The organism is Acidovorax sp. NCPPB 3576, from assembly GCF_028473605.1.
GTDB lineage: Bacteria > Pseudomonadota > Gammaproteobacteria > Burkholderiales > Burkholderiaceae_C > Paracidovorax.
The window spans coordinates 1,255,277-1,272,446 of the sequence record NZ_CP097267.1 but is presented as its reverse complement, the minus strand read 5'-3'; the positions used below and the strand labels follow the sequence as shown (position 1 = coordinate 1,272,446).

16 protein-coding genes are annotated in these 17,170 nt (G+C 65.1%); 6 read left to right on the top strand and 10 right to left on the bottom strand.

Annotation, left to right across the window (positions count from 1 at the left end):
* The first annotated feature begins 37 nt into the window (after positions 1-37).
* From M5C98_RS05920 to M5C98_RS05895, 6 genes are all read left to right on the top strand, one after another.
* A complete protein-coding gene (locus tag M5C98_RS05920) occupies positions 38-1,315 on the top strand; it encodes a lipopolysaccharide biosynthesis protein (RefSeq protein WP_272551572.1) in 1,278 nt (425 codons plus the stop codon).
* Positions 1,305-2,105, top strand: coding sequence for a DUF268 domain-containing protein (locus tag M5C98_RS05915; protein ID WP_272551571.1), 801 nt, complete (start codon positions 1,305-1,307; stop codon positions 2,103-2,105). Before M5C98_RS05920 ends, M5C98_RS05915 begins: the two co-directional genes overlap by 11 nt.
* Positions 2,102-2,959 (top strand): hypothetical protein, encoded by an 858-nt coding sequence (locus M5C98_RS05910; protein ID WP_272551570.1) that lies wholly within the window; start codon positions 2,102-2,104, stop codon positions 2,957-2,959. Before M5C98_RS05915 ends, M5C98_RS05910 begins: the two co-directional genes overlap by 4 nt.
* Positions 2,956-3,747, top strand: a complete 792-nt coding sequence (locus M5C98_RS05905) for a glycosyltransferase family 2 protein (RefSeq protein ID WP_272551569.1) — start codon at positions 2,956-2,958, stop codon at positions 3,745-3,747. Before M5C98_RS05910 ends, M5C98_RS05905 begins: the two co-directional genes overlap by 4 nt.
* Before the next feature lie 75 nt (positions 3,748-3,822).
* Positions 3,823-5,361 carry a lysine--tRNA ligase gene (lysS, locus tag M5C98_RS05900; protein WP_272551568.1) on the top strand — a complete coding sequence of 513 codons (1,539 nt, stop codon included), beginning with the start codon at positions 3,823-3,825 and terminating at the stop codon, positions 5,359-5,361.
* Between the two features lie 187 nt (positions 5,362-5,548).
* The gene (locus tag M5C98_RS05895; protein WP_272553175.1) at positions 5,549-6,178 is read left to right on the top strand and encodes a mechanosensitive ion channel family protein; all 630 of its coding nucleotides are present in this window, start codon (positions 5,549-5,551) and stop codon (positions 6,176-6,178) included.
* A 127-nt stretch (positions 6,179-6,305) separates the two neighbouring features.
* On the opposite strand, the gene M5C98_RS05890 is transcribed toward M5C98_RS05895, so the two are convergent.
* From M5C98_RS05890 to lepA, 10 genes are all read right to left on the bottom strand, one after another.
* Complete coding sequence (locus M5C98_RS05890) at positions 6,306-8,282, bottom strand: DUF3300 domain-containing protein (protein ID WP_272551567.1); 1,977 nt, start codon at positions 8,280-8,282, stop codon at positions 6,306-6,308.
* 367 nt (positions 8,283-8,649) lie between these two features.
* Positions 8,650-9,813 carry a beta-N-acetylhexosaminidase gene (gene nagZ / locus M5C98_RS05885; protein ID WP_272551566.1) on the bottom strand — a complete coding sequence of 388 codons (1,164 nt, stop codon included), beginning with the start codon at positions 9,811-9,813 and terminating at the stop codon, positions 8,650-8,652.
* Positions 9,814-9,873: 60 nt separating this feature from the next.
* Positions 9,874-10,266, bottom strand: coding sequence for a holo-ACP synthase (acpS, locus tag M5C98_RS05880; protein WP_272551565.1), 393 nt, complete (start codon positions 10,264-10,266; stop codon positions 9,874-9,876).
* 57 nt (positions 10,267-10,323) lie between these two features.
* A complete protein-coding gene (locus M5C98_RS05875) occupies positions 10,324-11,103 on the bottom strand; it encodes a pyridoxine 5'-phosphate synthase (RefSeq protein ID WP_272551563.1) in 780 nt (259 codons plus the stop codon).
* Entirely contained in the window at positions 11,100-11,879 is a 780-nt protein-coding gene (recO, locus tag M5C98_RS05870; RefSeq protein ID WP_272551562.1) for a DNA repair protein RecO, read from the bottom strand. The genes M5C98_RS05875 and recO overlap by 4 nt, the downstream gene beginning before the upstream one ends.
* A gap of 151 nt (positions 11,880-12,030) precedes the next feature.
* Positions 12,031-13,047 carry a GTPase Era gene (gene era, locus M5C98_RS05865; RefSeq protein WP_272551561.1) on the bottom strand — a complete coding sequence of 339 codons (1,017 nt, stop codon included), beginning with the start codon at positions 13,045-13,047 and terminating at the stop codon, positions 12,031-12,033.
* Positions 13,044-13,727: a ribonuclease III gene (rnc, locus tag M5C98_RS05860; protein ID WP_272551560.1), complete on the bottom strand. Its 684-nt coding sequence runs from the start codon at positions 13,725-13,727 to the stop codon at positions 13,044-13,046. The genes era and rnc overlap by 4 nt, the downstream gene beginning before the upstream one ends.
* Before the next feature lie 8 nt (positions 13,728-13,735).
* A complete protein-coding gene (locus M5C98_RS05855; RefSeq protein ID WP_272551559.1) occupies positions 13,736-14,101 on the bottom strand; it encodes a DUF4845 domain-containing protein in 366 nt (121 codons plus the stop codon).
* Positions 14,102-14,155: 54 nt separating this feature from the next.
* Positions 14,156-15,130 carry a signal peptidase I gene (gene lepB, locus M5C98_RS05850; protein WP_272551557.1) on the bottom strand — a complete coding sequence of 325 codons (975 nt, stop codon included), beginning with the start codon at positions 15,128-15,130 and terminating at the stop codon, positions 14,156-14,158.
* A gap of 1 nt (position 15,131) precedes the next feature.
* Positions 15,132-16,940 (bottom strand): translation elongation factor 4, encoded by a 1,809-nt coding sequence (lepA, locus tag M5C98_RS05845; RefSeq protein ID WP_272551556.1) that lies wholly within the window; start codon positions 16,938-16,940, stop codon positions 15,132-15,134.
* Positions 16,941-17,170: the final 230 nt, after the last annotated feature.

Here is a 17,170-nt window from a genome sequence, read left to right as displayed (position 1 = left end):
CAGGAAGACGACCCAATCATAGGCGCTACGCTCCTTCATGTCCCTTAAGCGCAACATTCTGGCGAACTACGTCGGTTCGGGAGCGGTCGCGCTCGCGCCCATCTTCGCCCTGCCCTGGTATCTCGCTGCCCTCGGCCCCCTGCAGTTCGGCTTCGTGGGCTTGGTCACAACGCTGCAGGCCGTACTCAACCTGCTCGACGCAGGCATGAGCCAAGCCTTGGTACGCGAGATCTCGTTGCGTGCCGCTGGCGAAGGTGCGGCCAAGCCGCGCACAGCCGCACTGTTGTACGGCTTCGAGCGCATTTACTGGGCGCTTGCACTGCTGATCGGCCTCGGGCTGGTTCTGCTCGCAGCGCCCATCGCAAGCCACTGGCTCCATCTGGATGAAGCCGATCAGGCCAGCGCCCATATCGCGGTGATCGGAGCGGCTGCCATCTTCGCAACGATGTTCCCGGGATCGCTTTACCGCAGCCTCCTTGTCGGGATGGAGCATCAGGTGGCACTGAACAAGATCCTGTTCGTCGCCACACTGCTCCGCCACGGAGGCGCCGTGCTCGCCGTGACAACCTGGCCATCGCTGACCACCTACCTGGCCTGGCACGTTGCGGCCGGCCTGTTCGAAACCACTTTGCGTGCCCGCGTTGCCTGGTCTGCAACCGGAACGCATCGCGGCGACGCACGATGGCAAAGCGATGTGGTCCGCCAAGCCTGGCCGGCGATCGCCGGTCTTGCGGCAGCTTCGGGCCTAGGCGCACTCACGATGCAGCTGGACAAGGTGCTGCTCAGCAACCTGATACCGATCGCGGACTTTGGCTACTACGTGATCGCCTCTTCCGCAGCGGCGGGCGTGCTGCAGTTGGTGTACCCGCTGATGCAGGCAGTCCTGCCCCGCGCACTTCGCCTCAAGGACGACCCAACCGCCCTGCGCCATCTGTACGGACGGCTCTTCGGACTGATTGCATTGGCTGCAGCCATCGGCATCGCCGTCTATGCCGCCGGAGGCGAACGACTATTAGGGTGGTGGCTGAAGGACATACATGCCGTTTCCGTGGTCTACCCGCTGCTCGGCTGGCTGTTGTTCGGTGCCATCATCAACGCGTTCTACAACGTGGGCTACGCCCATTGGCTCGTGCGTGGAAGAATCCAGCGCATCCTGCAAGTCAACCTGCTGGCCGGGGTGCTGTGTCTGCTGGTCATTCCTCCCATGGTGTCGCGTTTCGGCATGGTTGGCGCGACATCGGGTTGGCTCATCATCAATTTCATCGGCTTTATCGCCAGCCTGCCCGGGCTCCTCAAGACCGACCATGAACGCTAAGCTGAAGAAGTTCTACTGGCTCCTCTCGGAGCAGTTCGGCATCGACCCGCGGCGACTGTTGCGCTCGCTGCGCGGCACGCCGCGCTACCTGCGCGACCTTTGGCGCTTCCGACGCCAGTACCAAGGACGGCTCGAGCTCATGCCCTGCCTCCATGACTGGTACGAAGAGGGCGGTACGACCAAAAGCGAGTATTTCCTGCAGGATCTGCACGTGGCGCAGCAGATCTACCGGCATGGGCCGGAGCGCCATGTCGACATCGGGTCCCGTGTCGATGGCTTCGTGGCGCATGTCGCCAGCTTTCGTGACATCGAAGTCTTCGATATCCGCGCCATCACCACGGAGCTGCCGAGCATCCGCTTCAAGCAGGCCGATCTGATGAACCCAGCACCGGAACTGGCGAGCTACTGCGACTCGCTGTCCTGCCTGCATGCCCTAGAGCATTTTGGACTTGGCCGCTACGGCGATGTGCTCGATCCCGCAGGCAGCGCCACAGGCCTGCGAAACATGGCCCACATCGTGCGGCCGGGTGGCCGGTTATATCTTTCGGTGCCCATCGGCATCGAACGCGTGCTGTTCAATGCCCACCGCGTTTTCTCGCCGCGCAGCATCGTCCGAATGGCCGAAGCGGAAGGCCTTTCGCTGCGCCAGTTCGCGGCGGTCGGTGCCGAACGGCGCGTGATCGACTATCCGCAGTGGGAAGCCGAACTGGACCGAATCGAGCAGCAGGACTACGCCCTCGGCATCTTCACCTTCGAGCGCATGCCCCCCCACACCGGCGAGCCCATATGACGACCACACGCGTTTTTCTGCGCGGCGGACTCGGCAATCAGTTCTTCGAATGGCTGCACGCGCTGACGCTGGCCGAGTCGGGAGCCGATGTTGCACTCGACACCAGCTTCCTGCGCAAAGTACCAGGCAACCAGGCCATCGGCGCGCTGGAATTGGCCAAGGTGTTCACTGACCTGCGATTGCCGACTCGCCGCACTGAAGGGCTGTGGCGTGCCGAGCCGGTGCTCGTGCGTGCAGCCCGGCTGCTGGGCCAACTGCACAACGATGCAACCCCTGCCCACGGCGATTGGCGTGCACGCTATCACTACGGCTACTACCAGCATCCGCGCCACCACAGCGAACGCGCGCTGCGACAGGCACGCGAACTGCTACGCCCGGCGTTTCGCGCCGCCCCCCCGGGCCTGTCACGCTATGCAGCCCTGCACGTGCGAGGGGGCGATTACGCTGCCTCGCGTTACAACCGCGAACAAATCGGACCGCTCGGCGAAGGCTACTACCGCGGCGTGCTGCAGGCACTGGAGCGCAACTGGCCTGAACTGCAGTGGCTCGTCATTTCCGACGACTATGCCCATGCGCGGGCCATGCTTTCGCCGTTGGTGGCCCCGGACCGCTGCCTGTTCCTCGACACCCACCTCGGCGGCAAGGAAACGGCCGACCAGGCGTTGCAGGCCTTGATCAACGCCGACGTGCTGGCTTGTGCCAACAGTTCGTTCAGTGCGCTGGCTGGCTATGTGGGCCACGCTCACACCGTGTTCGCGCCCACGCCATGGTTCCGCGGCCCCGCACTCACCGCGACCGACCCTTCATTGCCCCTGTGGCATCGACTCGACGCTGACTTCGCCATGGAACCATGAGCCTGCCGCGCGTTTCCGTCGTCATCCCCGTCTACAACGCCGAAGCGACCTTGCAGCGCGCTCTGGACTCGATCCGCAACCAGACCTTGCCGCCATTCGAGGTGATCTGCGTGGATGACGGCTCGCGCGATGGCTCCGTGTCCGTGGCGGAGCGCTATGACGCCGCAGGCGCCTTCTTGCTGCGTGTGGTGAAGCAGCCGTGCAACGCAGGCGCCGCAGCCGCGCGCAACCGCGGCCTGGACCTGGCTGCCGGCGAGGTGGTCGCCTTTCTGGACGCGGACGACATCTGGTCGCCCGACAAACTCGGGCGCCAGTTGGAGGCCATGCGCCACCAAGGCCTGGACCTGATCGGGGGCTACTCCGGGGTGCTCGCACAGAAAATGCCGGACTTCGTGCTGGACAGTGCGTCCCAACCGCTGAATACCCGCGTTGTCGGCCTGCTCCCTGCCATGCTGTCGAATCCGTTTCACACGTCCTCCGTGCTGGTGCGGCGCGATGCGCGCGTGCGTTTTCCCGACAATGGCCAACTCAGCGAAGACTACGCACTCTGGCTGCAGCTGATCGCGGCCGGCTGGCGCTGTGCACACCACTCCCAGCAGCTGTCGTTCATGTACAAGCCTGCCTTCGGCAGCTCCGGCCTGAGCGCACAGCTGTGGCGCATGCAGCGCGGTGAGCTGGCTGCGCTCGGCGCCGTCGGCCAACGCAGGCACCGGGGCGCGCTGGCACTGGCGCTGCCGGTCTCGTGCTTGAAGTTCGGCGTCAGGCTGTTGCGCACTTGGCTACGCTAAGGCCGCTGGTTTGACTTGGCTCTTAAAATGGCCGGTTTCGTCGCGCGACGCCTCTCTTCGCCATCATTTCAATCTATGTCCGACACTCCCACCCCTGCCATTGACCACAACCAGCTCATCGCCGAGCGCCGCGAAAAACTCAAGGCCCTGCGGGAGGTCCAGGCAGCGGGCAAGGGCGTGGCGTTTCCCAACGATTTCAAGCCCGCCCACCATGTGGCAGACCTGCAGGCGCAATACGCCGGGAGCGATGCCGAGGCGCTGGAGACCGCCCCTGTCACCGTGAGCGTTGCCGGCCGGATGATGCTCAAGCGCGTGATGGGCAAGGCCAGTTTCGCCACCGTGCAGGACGGCTCGCTGGGCACGACGGGGGGCCGTCTGCAGCTCTATGTCACGCGCGATGCGCTGGGTGAAGAGCTGTATGCCGCCTTCAAGCACTGGGACCTGGGAGACATCGTGGGTGCCGAGGGCACGCTCATGAAGACCAAGACCGGCGAGCTGTCGATCAAGGTCACCACGCTGCGGCTGCTCACCAAGAGCCTGCGGCCCATGCCGGACAAGTTCCATGGCGTGGCCGACCAGGAGGTGAAATACCGCCAGCGCTACGTGGACCTGATGACCGATGAAACCGCCCGCAGCCGTTTCATCGCCCGCAGCAAGGCGGTGAGCGGCCTGCGCGAGTTCATGGTCCAGCACGGCTTCCTGGAAGTGGAAACGCCCATGCTGCACCCGATTCCCGGCGGCGCGAACGCCAAGCCGTTCGTCACGCACCACAACGCGCTGGAGCAGGAGATGTACCTGCGCATCGCGCCCGAGCTTTACTTGAAGCGCCTGGTGGTGGGCGGCTTCGAGCGGGTGTTCGAGATCAACCGCAACTTCCGCAACGAAGGCATCTCGGTGCGCCACAACCCCGAGTTCACCATGATGGAGTTCTACGCGGCCTACTGGAACTACCGCGACCTGATGGACTTCACCGAACAACTGGTGCGCGATGCGGCCATGAAGGCGGCTGGCACGCTGCAGCTGACCTATGGCGGCCGCGAGGTGGACCTTTCCCAGCCATTCCAGCGGCTGACCATCCGCGAAGCGATCTTCCAGTACACCGAAGCCGGCGCCCACGTGGACGATGCCGCCTGGCTCGTCAGCGCCCTCAAGAAGCTGGGCCTGAGCGAGGAGAAGAATCAGCTGTCCAAGCGCACGCTGGCCAGCCTGCAGGTGCTGTACTTCGAAGAGACGGTGGAAGACAAGCTCTGGCAACCCACCTTCATCATGGAACACCCGACCGAGATCAGCCCGCTGGCCCGGGCCAACGACACGCGCCCCGAAGTGACCGAGCGCTTCGAGCTGTACATCACCGGCCGCGAGTTCGGCAACGGGTTTTCCGAACTGAACGATGCCGAAGACCAAGCTGCGCGCTTCCAGGCCCAGGTCGCAGCCAAGGACGGCGGCGACGACGAAGCCATGTTCTTCGACCACGACTTCGTGCGTGCGCTCGAATACGGCATGCCGCCCACGGGGGGTTGCGGTATCGGCATCGACCGGTTGATGATGCTGCTCACCGACAGCCCCAGCATCCGCGACGTGATCCTGTTTCCCGCCCTGCGCCGCGAACATTGATCGGCTGGGGGTGCGACTCCGAGGGCCGAAAGGCCCGCGCCTGCCTCCTCATGCGATGCGCGCGGGCCAGGCGCTCCCTGCCGCCAAGGCCCAGAGCCGCGTCCTTTTTTAGCCTCCAGATGCACATGGACGCCGCCGCGCCAGTGCGCGGCTGACAGGAGACCCTTTGCCGAAAGACTGGACCTTCATGCTGCGCCTGCAGCCCTACCTTCCCGACTGGATTCGGGACTGGCTCGACATCATCGTGCCGGGCTTGCAGATCCTTCTGATCCTGGTCATCGCCGTGGTGCTGCAGCGCACGCTGCGCCGACTGGTGGGGCGCGCCGGCCAACATTACCAATGGCCCATCGAGATGATGGTGCCGATCAACGGCCTGCTGCGCTGGATCATCATGGGCAGCGCCCTGCTCTTGGTACTGGAGCGCCTGGGCGTCTCCGCCACCGTGCTGTGGACCGCCTTCACCGGCTTTGCCACCGTGGGCGCCGTGGCCTTCTTTGCCGCATGGAGCGTGCTGTCCAACCTGTTCTGCGCGCTGCTCATCTTCACCGTGGGACCGTTCCGCCTGGGGGACTACATCGAGGTGCTGGACACGGCGGAAAAGCCGGGAGCGAAGGGGCGCGTGATCGACATCAACCTGCTCTACACCACGCTGGAAGACTTCGACAGCGGGCCGGACGGCGCACTGCTGCAGATTCCCAATACCCTGATCTTTCAGCGCGTGGTGCGGCGGTGGAAGGGTGCCCCGCCGCGAAAGCCGGATGCTGCGCCCGATGAGGCCACCACGGACGAAACATCTGCCAGCCTGGAAACCGTTTGACCTCGGCATGCCCCTGCCAGCTCGAAGCCGGCAATGGCGTCAATGGCGCCAAGAAGCACAAAGCGGCGCCATGCCGGACAAGCCACTGCGGTCCTGCGGCTTGAAAGCCTGACGGCACGCACCGGTCTCAGGTTTCGCCGTGCCGGTGTCCCTCTGGGCGATGCGCAGGCTCTGCGCCATGTCCATGCTGCGCCGGCGCGGGCACTGCATGGGGCGGCGGCTGCACTGCAGGACGGGGCGCCGCCCGCTCCTGGGGCGGCACGGCCGGCGCGGGCCGCGGCATGGCGGGCGGCGGCGTTCGCATCTGGGCATGCTCCGCTGCGCCCTGGGCCGGCCCTTGTGGAGCCATGTGCGATACGTGCTCGGGCCTCGACATGGCCCGCTGTGCCTGTGCCTGTGCCTGTGCCCCGGGGCCGGCGATCACGGGTGGATGCGGATTCCCATGGTGGAGCGCCTGGCCTGAAGTACCCGGAACCTGTGCGGCCTGCACTGCATGGGGTTCTGGCACTTCCGGCCTGTTGGAGGGTGCTGCCGCCAAGCGGTGCATCGGCGCTGCCCCAGGCGCTGGCTTGTGATCTGCAGCCTGTGCTGGCAACCCAGGATGGCTGGGCTGCGCACGCTGCATGGCGGCTCGCTGGGCCTGCGAGCGCTCGTCCGCCCGCGCTGCCGGCTGGGGTTCATGCGCCCCATGGAGAGCCTGTGGCTGCATGGCCAGGGCCTGCGACTGCGGTGATGGCTGCATGCCCGACTGGCCCGTTTGGCCCGCCTGTCCCGGCGACACGGCATGGCGGTCTTGGCCTGGCCCATGCGGCATGGCCGCCTGCGCCATCGCACGGGGATCCCGGTCCCGCGGAATGGGCGACGCCATCGGGTTCATCGCGGCCATGGCAGCCGCTGGGGCCACCGGCATCGCAGCGGCTACGGCTGGAGGGCGACCGCCCTCCGGCGTCCGCTCGTAGATGTTGTTCACGGTCACGCGGTTGTGAATGTTCTCCACCACCGTGCGGGACTGCGAGATGTAGGTGTTGCCCCGGTACACCACCGCGGGCCGCACCACGGGCGGCGGCAAGGGCGCGCCCTGAACCCAGGCCGCGCGCTCCGGTGGCCGCCCCCAGTTGACGCCCCACGCATCCCAGCCCCAGTGGTGGTGGTGCGATGCGACCGCGCCCACCAGCACGCCCGCACCGAAGGCCAGCGCGCCCACGGCCACGGGATCGGCCCCCACAACCCCCCCCGACGAATAGACCGGCGCGGGCGTGGCCCAGCGATAGCTGGAGTAAAGGGGCACCGGCGTGCCATAGACCACCTGCGGGTCATAGCGCGGCACGTACACCGCCTGGACGTCGGCGGGCTCGATGGAAATGTAGGCGGGTGGGGGCACTACGACCGCGGGCCCGCTGTACATGACCACGGGCTGCTGCAGATCCGCCGGCGGCGGTGGGCTCGGCGGTGCGGCCGTGACAGTCGCCACGCGAAGGTGCGGCGAGCTTTTGAGCGTGCCCGCCTTGGTGGCGCGCGAGCGCATCACCTGGATGGCGTTCATCACGTCGGTCGGGTCGTTGTAATAGGCCTTGCCCAGCGCCACCGTCCAGGGCAGGTTGGAGGCCATCTGCTCCAGCACGTTCGGAAAGGCCGTCAGCGACTTGATGCTCGGGTCCCACGGCTGCTGGTCCACCGCATCCGTCAGCGCGGCGGCTTTCAGCGACGGGTTCTGTCCCAGCCAGGTTTCCGCGGCCGTGACCTGGTCGGGGTAGGTCGCACCGGCCAGCACCTGCGCCACCAGCTTGTCCGGATACAGCGCGATGGGTGCCACCATCTGATAGAGCGCATCCGCGCTGGGCGGCGTGTAGCGCACTGCGACGGGTGCGGCTTCCGGAGCCGGAGCTGCAGCGGGAGCCGTGGCTGCGGATGGCGCGGGCGGCGGCACCGATGGAGACGAGTTCTGGCGATTGCATGCGGTCAGCGTGCAAGCGGCGATGAGCGACAGCGCCATGCCCCGCGATGCGGCAAGCAGATTCGGGGTGCGGGAAAGCCGGAATGCGGCAGGGACAAAAGGAAAAGCGACGCGGGGGTCGGAAGCACGGGGGTCTGCAAGGGGCGCCATGGTTTTTCTCCTGAGAGCCATCCACCGTGGGAGGTCGATCCTCCGGTGCCTTTGCGATCCAGGGTGGGTGCTCAAAACCCGTCCCGGTGTCGCTTTGGCACGGCATCGGCAAATGGTCTCTTCAGAACGGCACGTTAGTCCTGGCGTTGACCTTCAGTTGTAGGCCAATGTTCGCCGCACGCTGTCGGCAGTGGCCCCGGTCGAAACCCGTTGCGACGGCGTTAACGCCGTGTTTCACCGGGCCGGCGACGCGCAAAGCGCTTTTTCCAACCTGAAGCCGACATCCATGGCCACGGCCTGCCATGCCGACCGCACAACGGTTGGTTACCAATGCGCACCGAAAACCAGCAAATTCAGGCCAGCGAATTCAAGGCAGCAGTTCAAGCGCCTGCAGATACGCGGGCTGCAGCATCAGTTCGTCCCACGGCTGGGGCAGCGTCTGCGGCAGCAGCGCCACGCGGCGGGACTCGCTGTCTGGGCTGGCGTGCCAGAGGCCATCGGTGCGGGCTTGCTGCAATCCCTCCAGCAGCTCATCCAGCGCCTCGCCTTGGCGGGCGCCTTCGCCCACCAGGCTCTGGTTGCACAGCAGCACCAGATCGCAGCCGGCATCGAGCGCCGCCACGGCCGCATCGGTATAGCTCACCGTCTGGCCGTCGATGCGGCGCGCGCCTTCCATGCTCAGGTCGTCGCTGAAGACCGCGCCGTCGAAACGCAGTTGCTGGCGCAGGATGTCCTGCAGCCAGCGCCGCGAAAAGCCCGCTGGCCGGCTGTCCACCTTGGGATAGATCACATGGGCGGGCATCACGCTGGTGAGCGTGCTCGACAGCCAGGGGTAAGGCGCCGCGTCGTCGGCCAGCAGGGCTTTCAGGCTACGGGGGTCCACGGGGATGTCGGTGTGGGAATCGGCCCGCACGAAGCCATGCCCCGGAAAATGCTTGCCGCAGTTGGCCATGCCCGCCTGCAGCAGGCCGTGCATGAGGCTCTTGGCCAGCAGGGCCACCACGCGCGGATCGCGGTGGAAGGCCCGGTCGCCGATCACGCTGCTGCGGGAGGCACCGGGCCGCTCCACGCGTCCCGCGGTGCCTCGGGGCGCCTCATCGGACCAGTCGAGGTCCAGCACCGGCGTGAAGCTGAAGTCCACGCCGCACGACCGCAGCTCGCTGCCCAGCACGTAGCCGGCCGCTGTCGCGGCATTGGTGGCGCGCAGCGCGCCGCTGCCCGGCAAGGCCTTGGCCCCCCGTCCGTCGCCCTGCATCCACAGATCGCCGAACGCCCGCATGGGCGGCAACTGCGTGAAGCCATCGCTGCGAAAGCGCTGCACGCGGCCGCCTTCGTGGTCCACGCAGATCAGCAGATCGTCCCGCACGGCCTTGATGGCGCTGGTGAGCGCCAGTAGCTGCGCCCGATCCTGCCAGTTGCGCGTGAACAGGATCACGCCGCCCGTGAGCGGGTGCGCCAGGCGGCGGCGGTCCGCCGCAGTGAGCTCAGTGCCGGCAACGTCGAGGATGAGGGGGGCGTGTTCGAAAGTCATGGCCAGGGGTTCACTCACTTTTTAATAGCAATCAAAGCAATACCGCATTGCGGTGGTGCCTTATTTCTTTTCGACCACGCAAAAACTCGCCGCGTAGTCGGATTCGTCGGTCACGCTCAGGTGGCACTGCAGGCCCTGGGCCTCAAACCATTCCTTGAGCGCGCCGTGCAGCACGATCACTGGCTGCCCGCTGGGCAGCTTGGCCACTTCGCAGTGCCGCCAGGTCATCGGCATGCGCATGCCCATGCCGATGGCCTTGCTGAAGGCCTCCTTGGCCGAGAACCGGGTGGCGAGGTAGCGCACGCCGCGTTCGGGCCAGCGCGCCCCGCGCTCGCGCCAGGTGGCCAGCTCGCCCTCGGCCAGCACCTTCTCGGCGAAGCGGTCGCCATGGCGCTCCAGGCTGGCGCGGATGCGGCGAATATCGCAGATGTCGGTGCCGATGCCGTAGATCATGGTTCAGGGTCCAATCTGCCTCCAGGGCATGAAAATCGCCGGCATATTGCTATCAAATCAGGAGCATCTTGCTGCCATGCCTTCGTCGATGCAGCGCTGGTAGGCCTGCACCGTGGCGGCGTAGCCCAGCTCCAGCGAGTCGGCGATCAGCGCGTGGCCGATGGACACCTCCAGCAGCCCCGGCACACCCTGCACGAAGGCGGCCAGGTTGTCGCGGTTCAGGTCATGCCCGGCGTTCACGCCCAGGCCGGCATCCAGGGCGGCCTGGGCGGCCGCACGGTAGCGCTCCAGTTCCGCCGCCTGCCGGTCGGTGCCCCAGGCGGCGGCGTAGGGCTCGGTGTACAGCTCCACGCGATCGGCGCCTGCCGCGCGGGCGGCGGCCATCTGCCCGGCGAGCGGGTCCATGAACAGGCTCACGCGCACGCCCAGCTGCCGGCATTCGGCGATCAGCGGCGCCAGCCGCTCGGCATCCTGCGGAAAGCTCCAGCCGTGGTCGCTGGTGAACTGGTCTTCGCTGTCGGGCACGAACGTGGCCTGCTGGGGGCGCACCTCGCGGATGAAATCCATCAGGTTCTGCGACGGATTGCCCTCGATGTTGAATTCGCGGCCGGGCCAGGCTTTCAGCAGCGCGGCCAGGTCGTGCACGTCGCCCGCGCGGATGTGGCGCTCGTCGGGGCGGGGGTGCACTGTGATGCCCTGGGCGCCCGCCTCCAGGCACAGCAGCGCGGCGCGCGTGACGCTGGGAATGCCCAGATGGCGCGTATTGCGCACCAGGGCCACCTTGTTGACGTTGACCGACAGGGCGGTGCGGGTGTGATCGGCAAAAGAACGGGTCATAGCGATTGCAGGTCCATCATGAGCTGGCGCGTGCGCAGCACCGGGCTGCCGCAATGGTATTGCAGCAGCGTGCGCAGCTGGGGTTTGAGTTCGGCCGACATCGGCGTGCCCGCCTGGGCGATCACGCGCAGCGTGGCGGTGTAGCTGGCGCCCTCGCCTGCTTCCAGCGCGTGCTGCAGCGCAAGCCACTGCGTGCCGGCCAGCGTGGCGCGGTCGGTGGCCGTGGCGGCACGCAGCCCGGCCTCGGCCACCAACGTATATCGGGTGGTCGGCTGCAGAAGCGCCAGCGTGACCGTTTCGGCCCCCAGGGTGGGCAGCAGCCCGATCTCGCGCAGCAGCAGCAGCTCGAAGCTGCGCAGCACGGGCTCGAGCGCATCGCCGTGCTCGCTGCCCAGCACCCGCACCACGCCGGCATAGGCATCGAACAAGGGCGCATGGGCATCCTCGCGGGCCATCAGGCGCATCAGCAGTTCGTTGAGGTACAGGCCAGACAGCAGCGCATCGCCCGTGGGCATGACGTGCCCGCCCACCCACTCCGCACCCTTGAGCGCATGGATCTCGCCCTGCCCATCGCCCGACAGGGTGTAGGTGACCCGCAGAGGCTGCAGCGGCAGCAGCACGGGACGGAAGTTGGAGGTGGGCTTCTTGGCACCCTTGGCCACCAGCGCGACCCGGCCGTAGTGCCGCGTGAACACATCCAGGATCAGGCTGGATTCGCTCCAGTCGTACCGATGCAGCACATAGGCGGGTTCGTCGGCAATGCGGCGGGCAGCCATGAATTGCTATTCTTTCAATAGCAACCAGCGCTTGATGGATATGCGCTGGAGGGGGGTTTCTTCAGATCAGGCCGCCGGAACACACGTATGCCGGCCCCATTGCCCGGAAGCTGCGCCTTGTCCACCGGAGCGGCCCAGGGCGAATTCACTTTCACTCATACCCGAACGAGCGCACGCGCGCTTCGTCGTCGGCCCAGCCGGAGCGCACCTTGACCCAGATCTCGATGAACACCTTGGCGTCCATGAGCTTTTCCAGCTCCTGCCGCGCCTCGGTGCCGATGCGCTTGAGGCGCTCGCCCTTCTCACCGATCACCATGGCCTTGTGACCGTCGCGTTCCACCACGATGGTGGCGGCGATGCGGATCATGCGGCTCTTGGTCTTGCCCTTTTCTTCCTCGAACTTGTCGATGATGACGGTCGAGGTGTAGGGCAACTCGTCCCCCGTGAAGCGGAACAGCTTCTCGCGCACGGTCTCCGAGGCCAGGAATTTTTCGCTGCGGTCGGTGAGTTCGTCCTGGGCATACCACCACGCCTGCTCGGGCAGGTACTTGGCGCAGATGCCGAACAGGCGCTCGATGTCGCCCTTGTTCTTGGCCGACATGGGCACGAACTCGGCGAAGGGATGGCGCTCCTGCATGCTTTTGAGCCAAGGCGCGATTTCAGCGCGGCGATGCACCGTGTCGAGCTTGTTGGCGATCAGCAGCGTGGGGATGCCCGGCTTGAACAGAGACAGCACCTTGGCGTCAGCCAAGGTGAAGCTGCCGGCCTCGACCACGAACAGAATCAGGTCCACATCGCCGATAGCGCCCATCACCGTCTTGTTGAGCGACTTGTTGAGCGCCGTGCTGTGCTTGGTCTGGAAACCGGGCGTGTCGACAAACACGAACTGCGTCTGCTCCATCGTGCGGATGCCGGTGATCCGGTGGCGCGTGGTCTGCGCCTTGCGCGAGGTGATGCTGATCTTCTGCCCCACCAGGGCGTTGAGCAGCGTGGACTTGCCCACGTTGGGTTTTCCCACGATCGCGATCAGGCCGCAGCGCTGGCCCGTGGCATCCACCGGCGCACTCGCCGGCTTGGCGGCAGCCAGCATGGCCTCCAGGTCATTTTGGCCGCCAGCGCTGGATAAATCTGCGCCGCCAGCTACATTTTTTGTAGCGTCTTCATTCATGGATTCTTTGCTTTCAATAGGGCCAGCATGGCTGCTGCCGCAGCCTGCTCACCCGCGCGGCGCGAGCCGCCGATACCGCGTTCGGTCAGTCCCATTTCGGAGATTTCGCACTCCACATCGAAGGTCTGGCGGTGCGCAGCCCCCACCGTACCGACGACCCGGTACTGCGGCACCTTCATTTTGCGACCCTGCAGCCACTCCTGCAACGCGGTTTTGGGGTCTTTCGCGGCCGCCTCCATCTGGGGATTGATCTCCACATTCTGGAAGAGCCGGTGCACCAGGGCCTCGGCCTGCAGGTAGCCGGCATCGAGATACACCGCACCGATGAGGGCCTCCAGCGCATCTGCCAGGATGGACGGCCGCAGCTTTCCGCCCGATTTGGCCTCGCCCTCGCCCAGGCGCAGCACATCGGGCAGCTTCAGCCGCAACGCCAGTTCGTGCAGGGTTTCCTGCCGGACCAGATTGGCCCGCACGCGGGACAGATCGCCTTCGGGCAAGTCGCGCAGGCGCTGGTACAGCAGGCTGGACACCGCCAGGCTGAGGACGGAATCGCCGAGAAACTCCAGGCGTTCGTTGTGGTCGGCGGAAAAGCTGCGGTGCGTGATGGCGCGCTGCAGCAGCGAAGGATCGGAGAAGGCATGCTGCAGGCGGTCCTGCAGTGCGGAAAGACTGGGCTGCACCTATTTGATTACTTGGTCTGTTCTTGGAATCGGTACACGAGATAGGCCGGGCCGGCCAGGGCGATCTCGCGCGAGTAGCTGAACGACACGACGATCTTGTCGTTGCGCTTGGTCACTTCGAGGTCCTTGCCCTGGATCGAACTGATGTTGTCGATCGCGCCGGCACGGTCGAAGATGGCGCGCACTTCGGGCACCGAACTGCCCTCTCGCGCAGCCTTGTTCGCCGCCTTGTTGATCGCCTGGTACTCCAGGAAGATCGGCACCGACTGCCCACCGATGGCGAACGCGGCCACTGCCAGCAGGCCGACAAAAATCAGTCCGATGAACGACAGGCCGCGCTGGTGTGCGCGGCTCGCGGTGCGGTGCAATGCCATGGTGATCTATCCCTCTTAGGTATGGGCGATGGTGAAACGTGCGAGGCCGGGGGCTCAACGGAACGGGCCGATGCGCTTGGGGCTGCTGAAATTCATCCAGACGAAGAAGGCCTTGCCCACGATGTTGGCGTCCGGCACAAAACCCCAGTAGCGCGAATCCAGCGAGTTGTCCCGGTTGTCGCCCATCATGAAATAGTGGCCCTCGGGCACCTTGCACACCACCCCCTCGACGCTGTAGCGGCAGTTCTGGCGGTTTGCGAAATCGCTGGCGCCCTGCACGAAAGCCGGCACGTCGGCGTTGTTGATGATGCGGTGGCGGTGGTCGCCCAACTGCTCTTCGAACTGCTTGAAGTAGCGCATCGTGTCTTCGTCGAAGAAGTCGGGCACGGCGGTGGTTTCCACCGGCTGGCCGTTCACCGTCAGGCGCTTGTTCAGGTAGGCGATCTCGTCGCCGGGCACGCCCACCACGCGCTTGATGTAGTCCATGCTGGGCTGCGGCGGGTAGCGGAACACCATCACGTCGCCGCGCTGGGGCGCATTGCCCTGCGTGAGCTTGGTGTTGACCACCGGCAGGCGAATGCCATAGGTGAACTTGTTCACCAGGATCAGGTCGCCCACCAGCAGCGTGGGAATCATCGAGCCCGAAGGAATCTTGAACGGCTCGAACAGGAAGGAGCGCAAAAAGAACACCACGGCGATCACCGGGAACAGGCCGGCGGTCCAGTCCAGCCACCACGGCTGCATCAGGATGCGGTCCTTGGCCTCTTGCACGTCGCCATCGACCTTCTGGATGCCCATGCGGTCCAGCTCGGCGCGGCGCTGTACCGCGGCGTTTTCGATCGCCTGCGCGGCCCTGCGGCGGCGCGGCAAAAAGACCAGCCGCTCGGCCAGCCAGTAGGCGCCCGTCACCAAGGTGGCCAGGAACAGCAGCAACGCGAAGTTGCCTTCGATGGCACCCAAGTACCACGCACCGACATAGGCCACGAAAGCGGCAAGGATCAGGGAGGTCACGTATTGCATGGCTTGCATGTCAGTCTTCCACCTGCAAAATCGCCAGGAACGCTTCCTGGGGCACTTCCACCGAACCGATCTGCTTCATGCGTTTTTTGCCTGCTTTTTGTTTTTCGAGAAGCTTGCGCTTGCGGCTGACGTCGCCGCCGTAGCATTTTGCCAGCACGTTCTTGCGCAGCGCCTTGATGGTTTCGCGCGCGATGATGTTCGCGCCGATCGCCGCCTGAATGGCCACGTCGTACATCTGGCGGCTGATGATCTCGCGCATCTTGGCCACCACGGCCCGGCCGCGGTACTGGGACTGCGAACGGTGCACGATGATGGACAGCGCATCGACCTTCTCGCCGTTGAGCAGGATGTCCACCTTCACCACGTCGGAGGCGCGGTACTCTTTGAATTCGTAGTCCATCGACGCATAGCCGCGCGACACCGACTTGAGCTTGTCGAAGAAGTCCAGCACGATCTCGCCCAGCGGCATCTCATAGGTCAGCATGACCTGTCGGCCGTGGTAGGCCATATTCATCTGCACGCCGCGCTTCTGGTTGGCCAGCGTCATCACCGGGCCGACGTAGTCCTGCGGCATGTAGAGATGCACCGTCACGATGGGCTCGCGCACCTCTTCCAGGCGGCCCTGGTCGGGCATCTTGGAAGGGTTCTCGACCATCACCACTTCGCCATCGGCCTTGACCACCTGATAGACCACGCTGGGCGCGGTCGTGATCAGGTCCTGGTCGAACTCGCGCTCCAGGCGTTCCTGCACGATCTCCATGTGCAGCAGGCCCAGGAAGCCACAGCGAAAGCCGAAGCCCAGCGCCTGGCTGACTTCGGGCTCGTAGTGCAGCGATGCGTCGTTGAGCTTGAGCTTTTCCAGCGCATCGCGCAGCGAGTCGTATTCGCTCGCTTCGGTCGGGTACAGGCCCGCGAACACCTGAGGCTGGATTTCCTTGAAGCCCGGCAGCGCTTCGGTGGCCGGGCCCGCATTGTTGGGCAGCTTCTTTTCCAGCGTGATGGTGTCGCCCACCTTGGCGGCCTGCAGCTCTTTGATGCCGGCAATGATGTAGCCCACCTGGCCGGCATCGAGCGAATTGCGCGATTCGTTGGCGGGAGTGAAAACACCCAAGTTGTCGGCGTTGTACACGGCGCCGCTGGCCATCATCTTGAAGCGCTCGCCCTTGAGCAGGCGGCCATCGACCACGCGCACCAGCATCACGACACCGACGTAAGAATCGAACCAGCTGTCGATGATCATCGCGCGCAGCGGGCCGCTGGGCTGGCCACGCGGCGCAGGCACCTTGGCTACGATGGCTTCGAGAATCTCGTCGATGCCCAGGCCCGTCTTGGCGGAACATGGAATCGCATCGGTCGCGTCGATGCCGATCACGTCCTCGACTTCGGCCTTCGCGTTATCGGGATCGGCGTTTGGCAGATCCATCTTGTTCAGCACAGGCAACACTTCCACGCCGAGGTCCAGCGCGGTGTAGCAGTTGGCGACGGTCTGGGCCTCCACGCCTTGCGATGCATCGACCACCAGCAGAGCGCCTTCGCAGGCCGACAGCGAACGCGAGACTTCATACGAGAAGTCCACGTGGCCGGGCGTGTCGATCAGATTGAGGTTGTAGATCTGACCATCGAGCGCCTTGTACTGCAGTGCCGCCGTCTGTGCCTTGATGGTTATCCCACGCTCTTTTTCGATGTCCATCGAGTCGAGCACCTGGGCTTCCATTTCACGCTCGGCAAGCCCGCCGCAGCGCTGAATCAAGCGATCCGCCAAGGTCGATTTGCCGTGGTCGATGTGCGCAATGATGGAAAAATTTCTGATGTGGTTCATCAAGGGAAAGCGACAAGTGATTGAATTAAAACGGACCGCACAAGAAAAAAGGGCGCGTCAAATGGTGACGCGCCCTGAACCAACAATCATTTGGCAACTGCGATGGTTGGAACTTCATTGTAGGCAAAAAGGCCGAGAGGAAAAGTCTGCCCGACAAGGCTCAAAGGTCGTTGCCGCCTTGCAACGGGTATTTTATACACAGCTTATTCACAAAACGCATTCAACTTCTG

Coding starts and splice junctions, on each gene's coding strand:
- M5C98_RS05895 (WP_272553175.1), top strand. CDS start 5,549: ATGCTGCGCCTGCAGCCCTACCTTCCCGACTGGATTCGGGACTGGCTC.
- M5C98_RS05855 (WP_272551559.1), bottom strand. CDS start 14,101: ATGGCATTGCACCGCACCGCGAGCCGCGCACACCAGCGCGGCCTGTCG.
- M5C98_RS05910 (WP_272551570.1), top strand. CDS start 2,102: ATGACGACCACACGCGTTTTTCTGCGCGGCGGACTCGGCAATCAGTTC.
- acpS (WP_272551565.1), bottom strand. CDS start 10,266: ATGATCTACGGCATCGGCACCGACATCTGCGATATTCGCCGCATCCGC.
- M5C98_RS05920 (WP_272551572.1), top strand. CDS start 38: ATGTCCCTTAAGCGCAACATTCTGGCGAACTACGTCGGTTCGGGAGCG.
- recO (WP_272551562.1), bottom strand. CDS start 11,879: ATGGCTGCCCGCCGCATTGCCGACGAACCCGCCTATGTGCTGCATCGG.
- lysS (WP_272551568.1), top strand. CDS start 3,823: ATGTCCGACACTCCCACCCCTGCCATTGACCACAACCAGCTCATCGCC.
- lepA (WP_272551556.1), bottom strand. CDS start 16,940: ATGAACCACATCAGAAATTTTTCCATCATTGCGCACATCGACCACGGC.
- nagZ (WP_272551566.1), bottom strand. CDS start 9,813: ATGACTTTCGAACACGCCCCCCTCATCCTCGACGTTGCCGGCACTGAG.
- M5C98_RS05890 (WP_272551567.1), bottom strand. CDS start 8,282: ATGGCGCCCCTTGCAGACCCCCGTGCTTCCGACCCCCGCGTCGCTTTT.
- M5C98_RS05915 (WP_272551571.1), top strand. CDS start 1,305: ATGAACGCTAAGCTGAAGAAGTTCTACTGGCTCCTCTCGGAGCAGTTC.
- M5C98_RS05905 (WP_272551569.1), top strand. CDS start 2,956: ATGAGCCTGCCGCGCGTTTCCGTCGTCATCCCCGTCTACAACGCCGAA.
- M5C98_RS05875 (WP_272551563.1), bottom strand. CDS start 11,103: ATGACCCGTTCTTTTGCCGATCACACCCGCACCGCCCTGTCGGTCAAC.
- lepB (WP_272551557.1), bottom strand. CDS start 15,130: ATGCAAGCCATGCAATACGTGACCTCCCTGATCCTTGCCGCTTTCGTG.
- era (WP_272551561.1), bottom strand. CDS start 13,047: ATGAATGAAGACGCTACAAAAAATGTAGCTGGCGGCGCAGATTTATCC.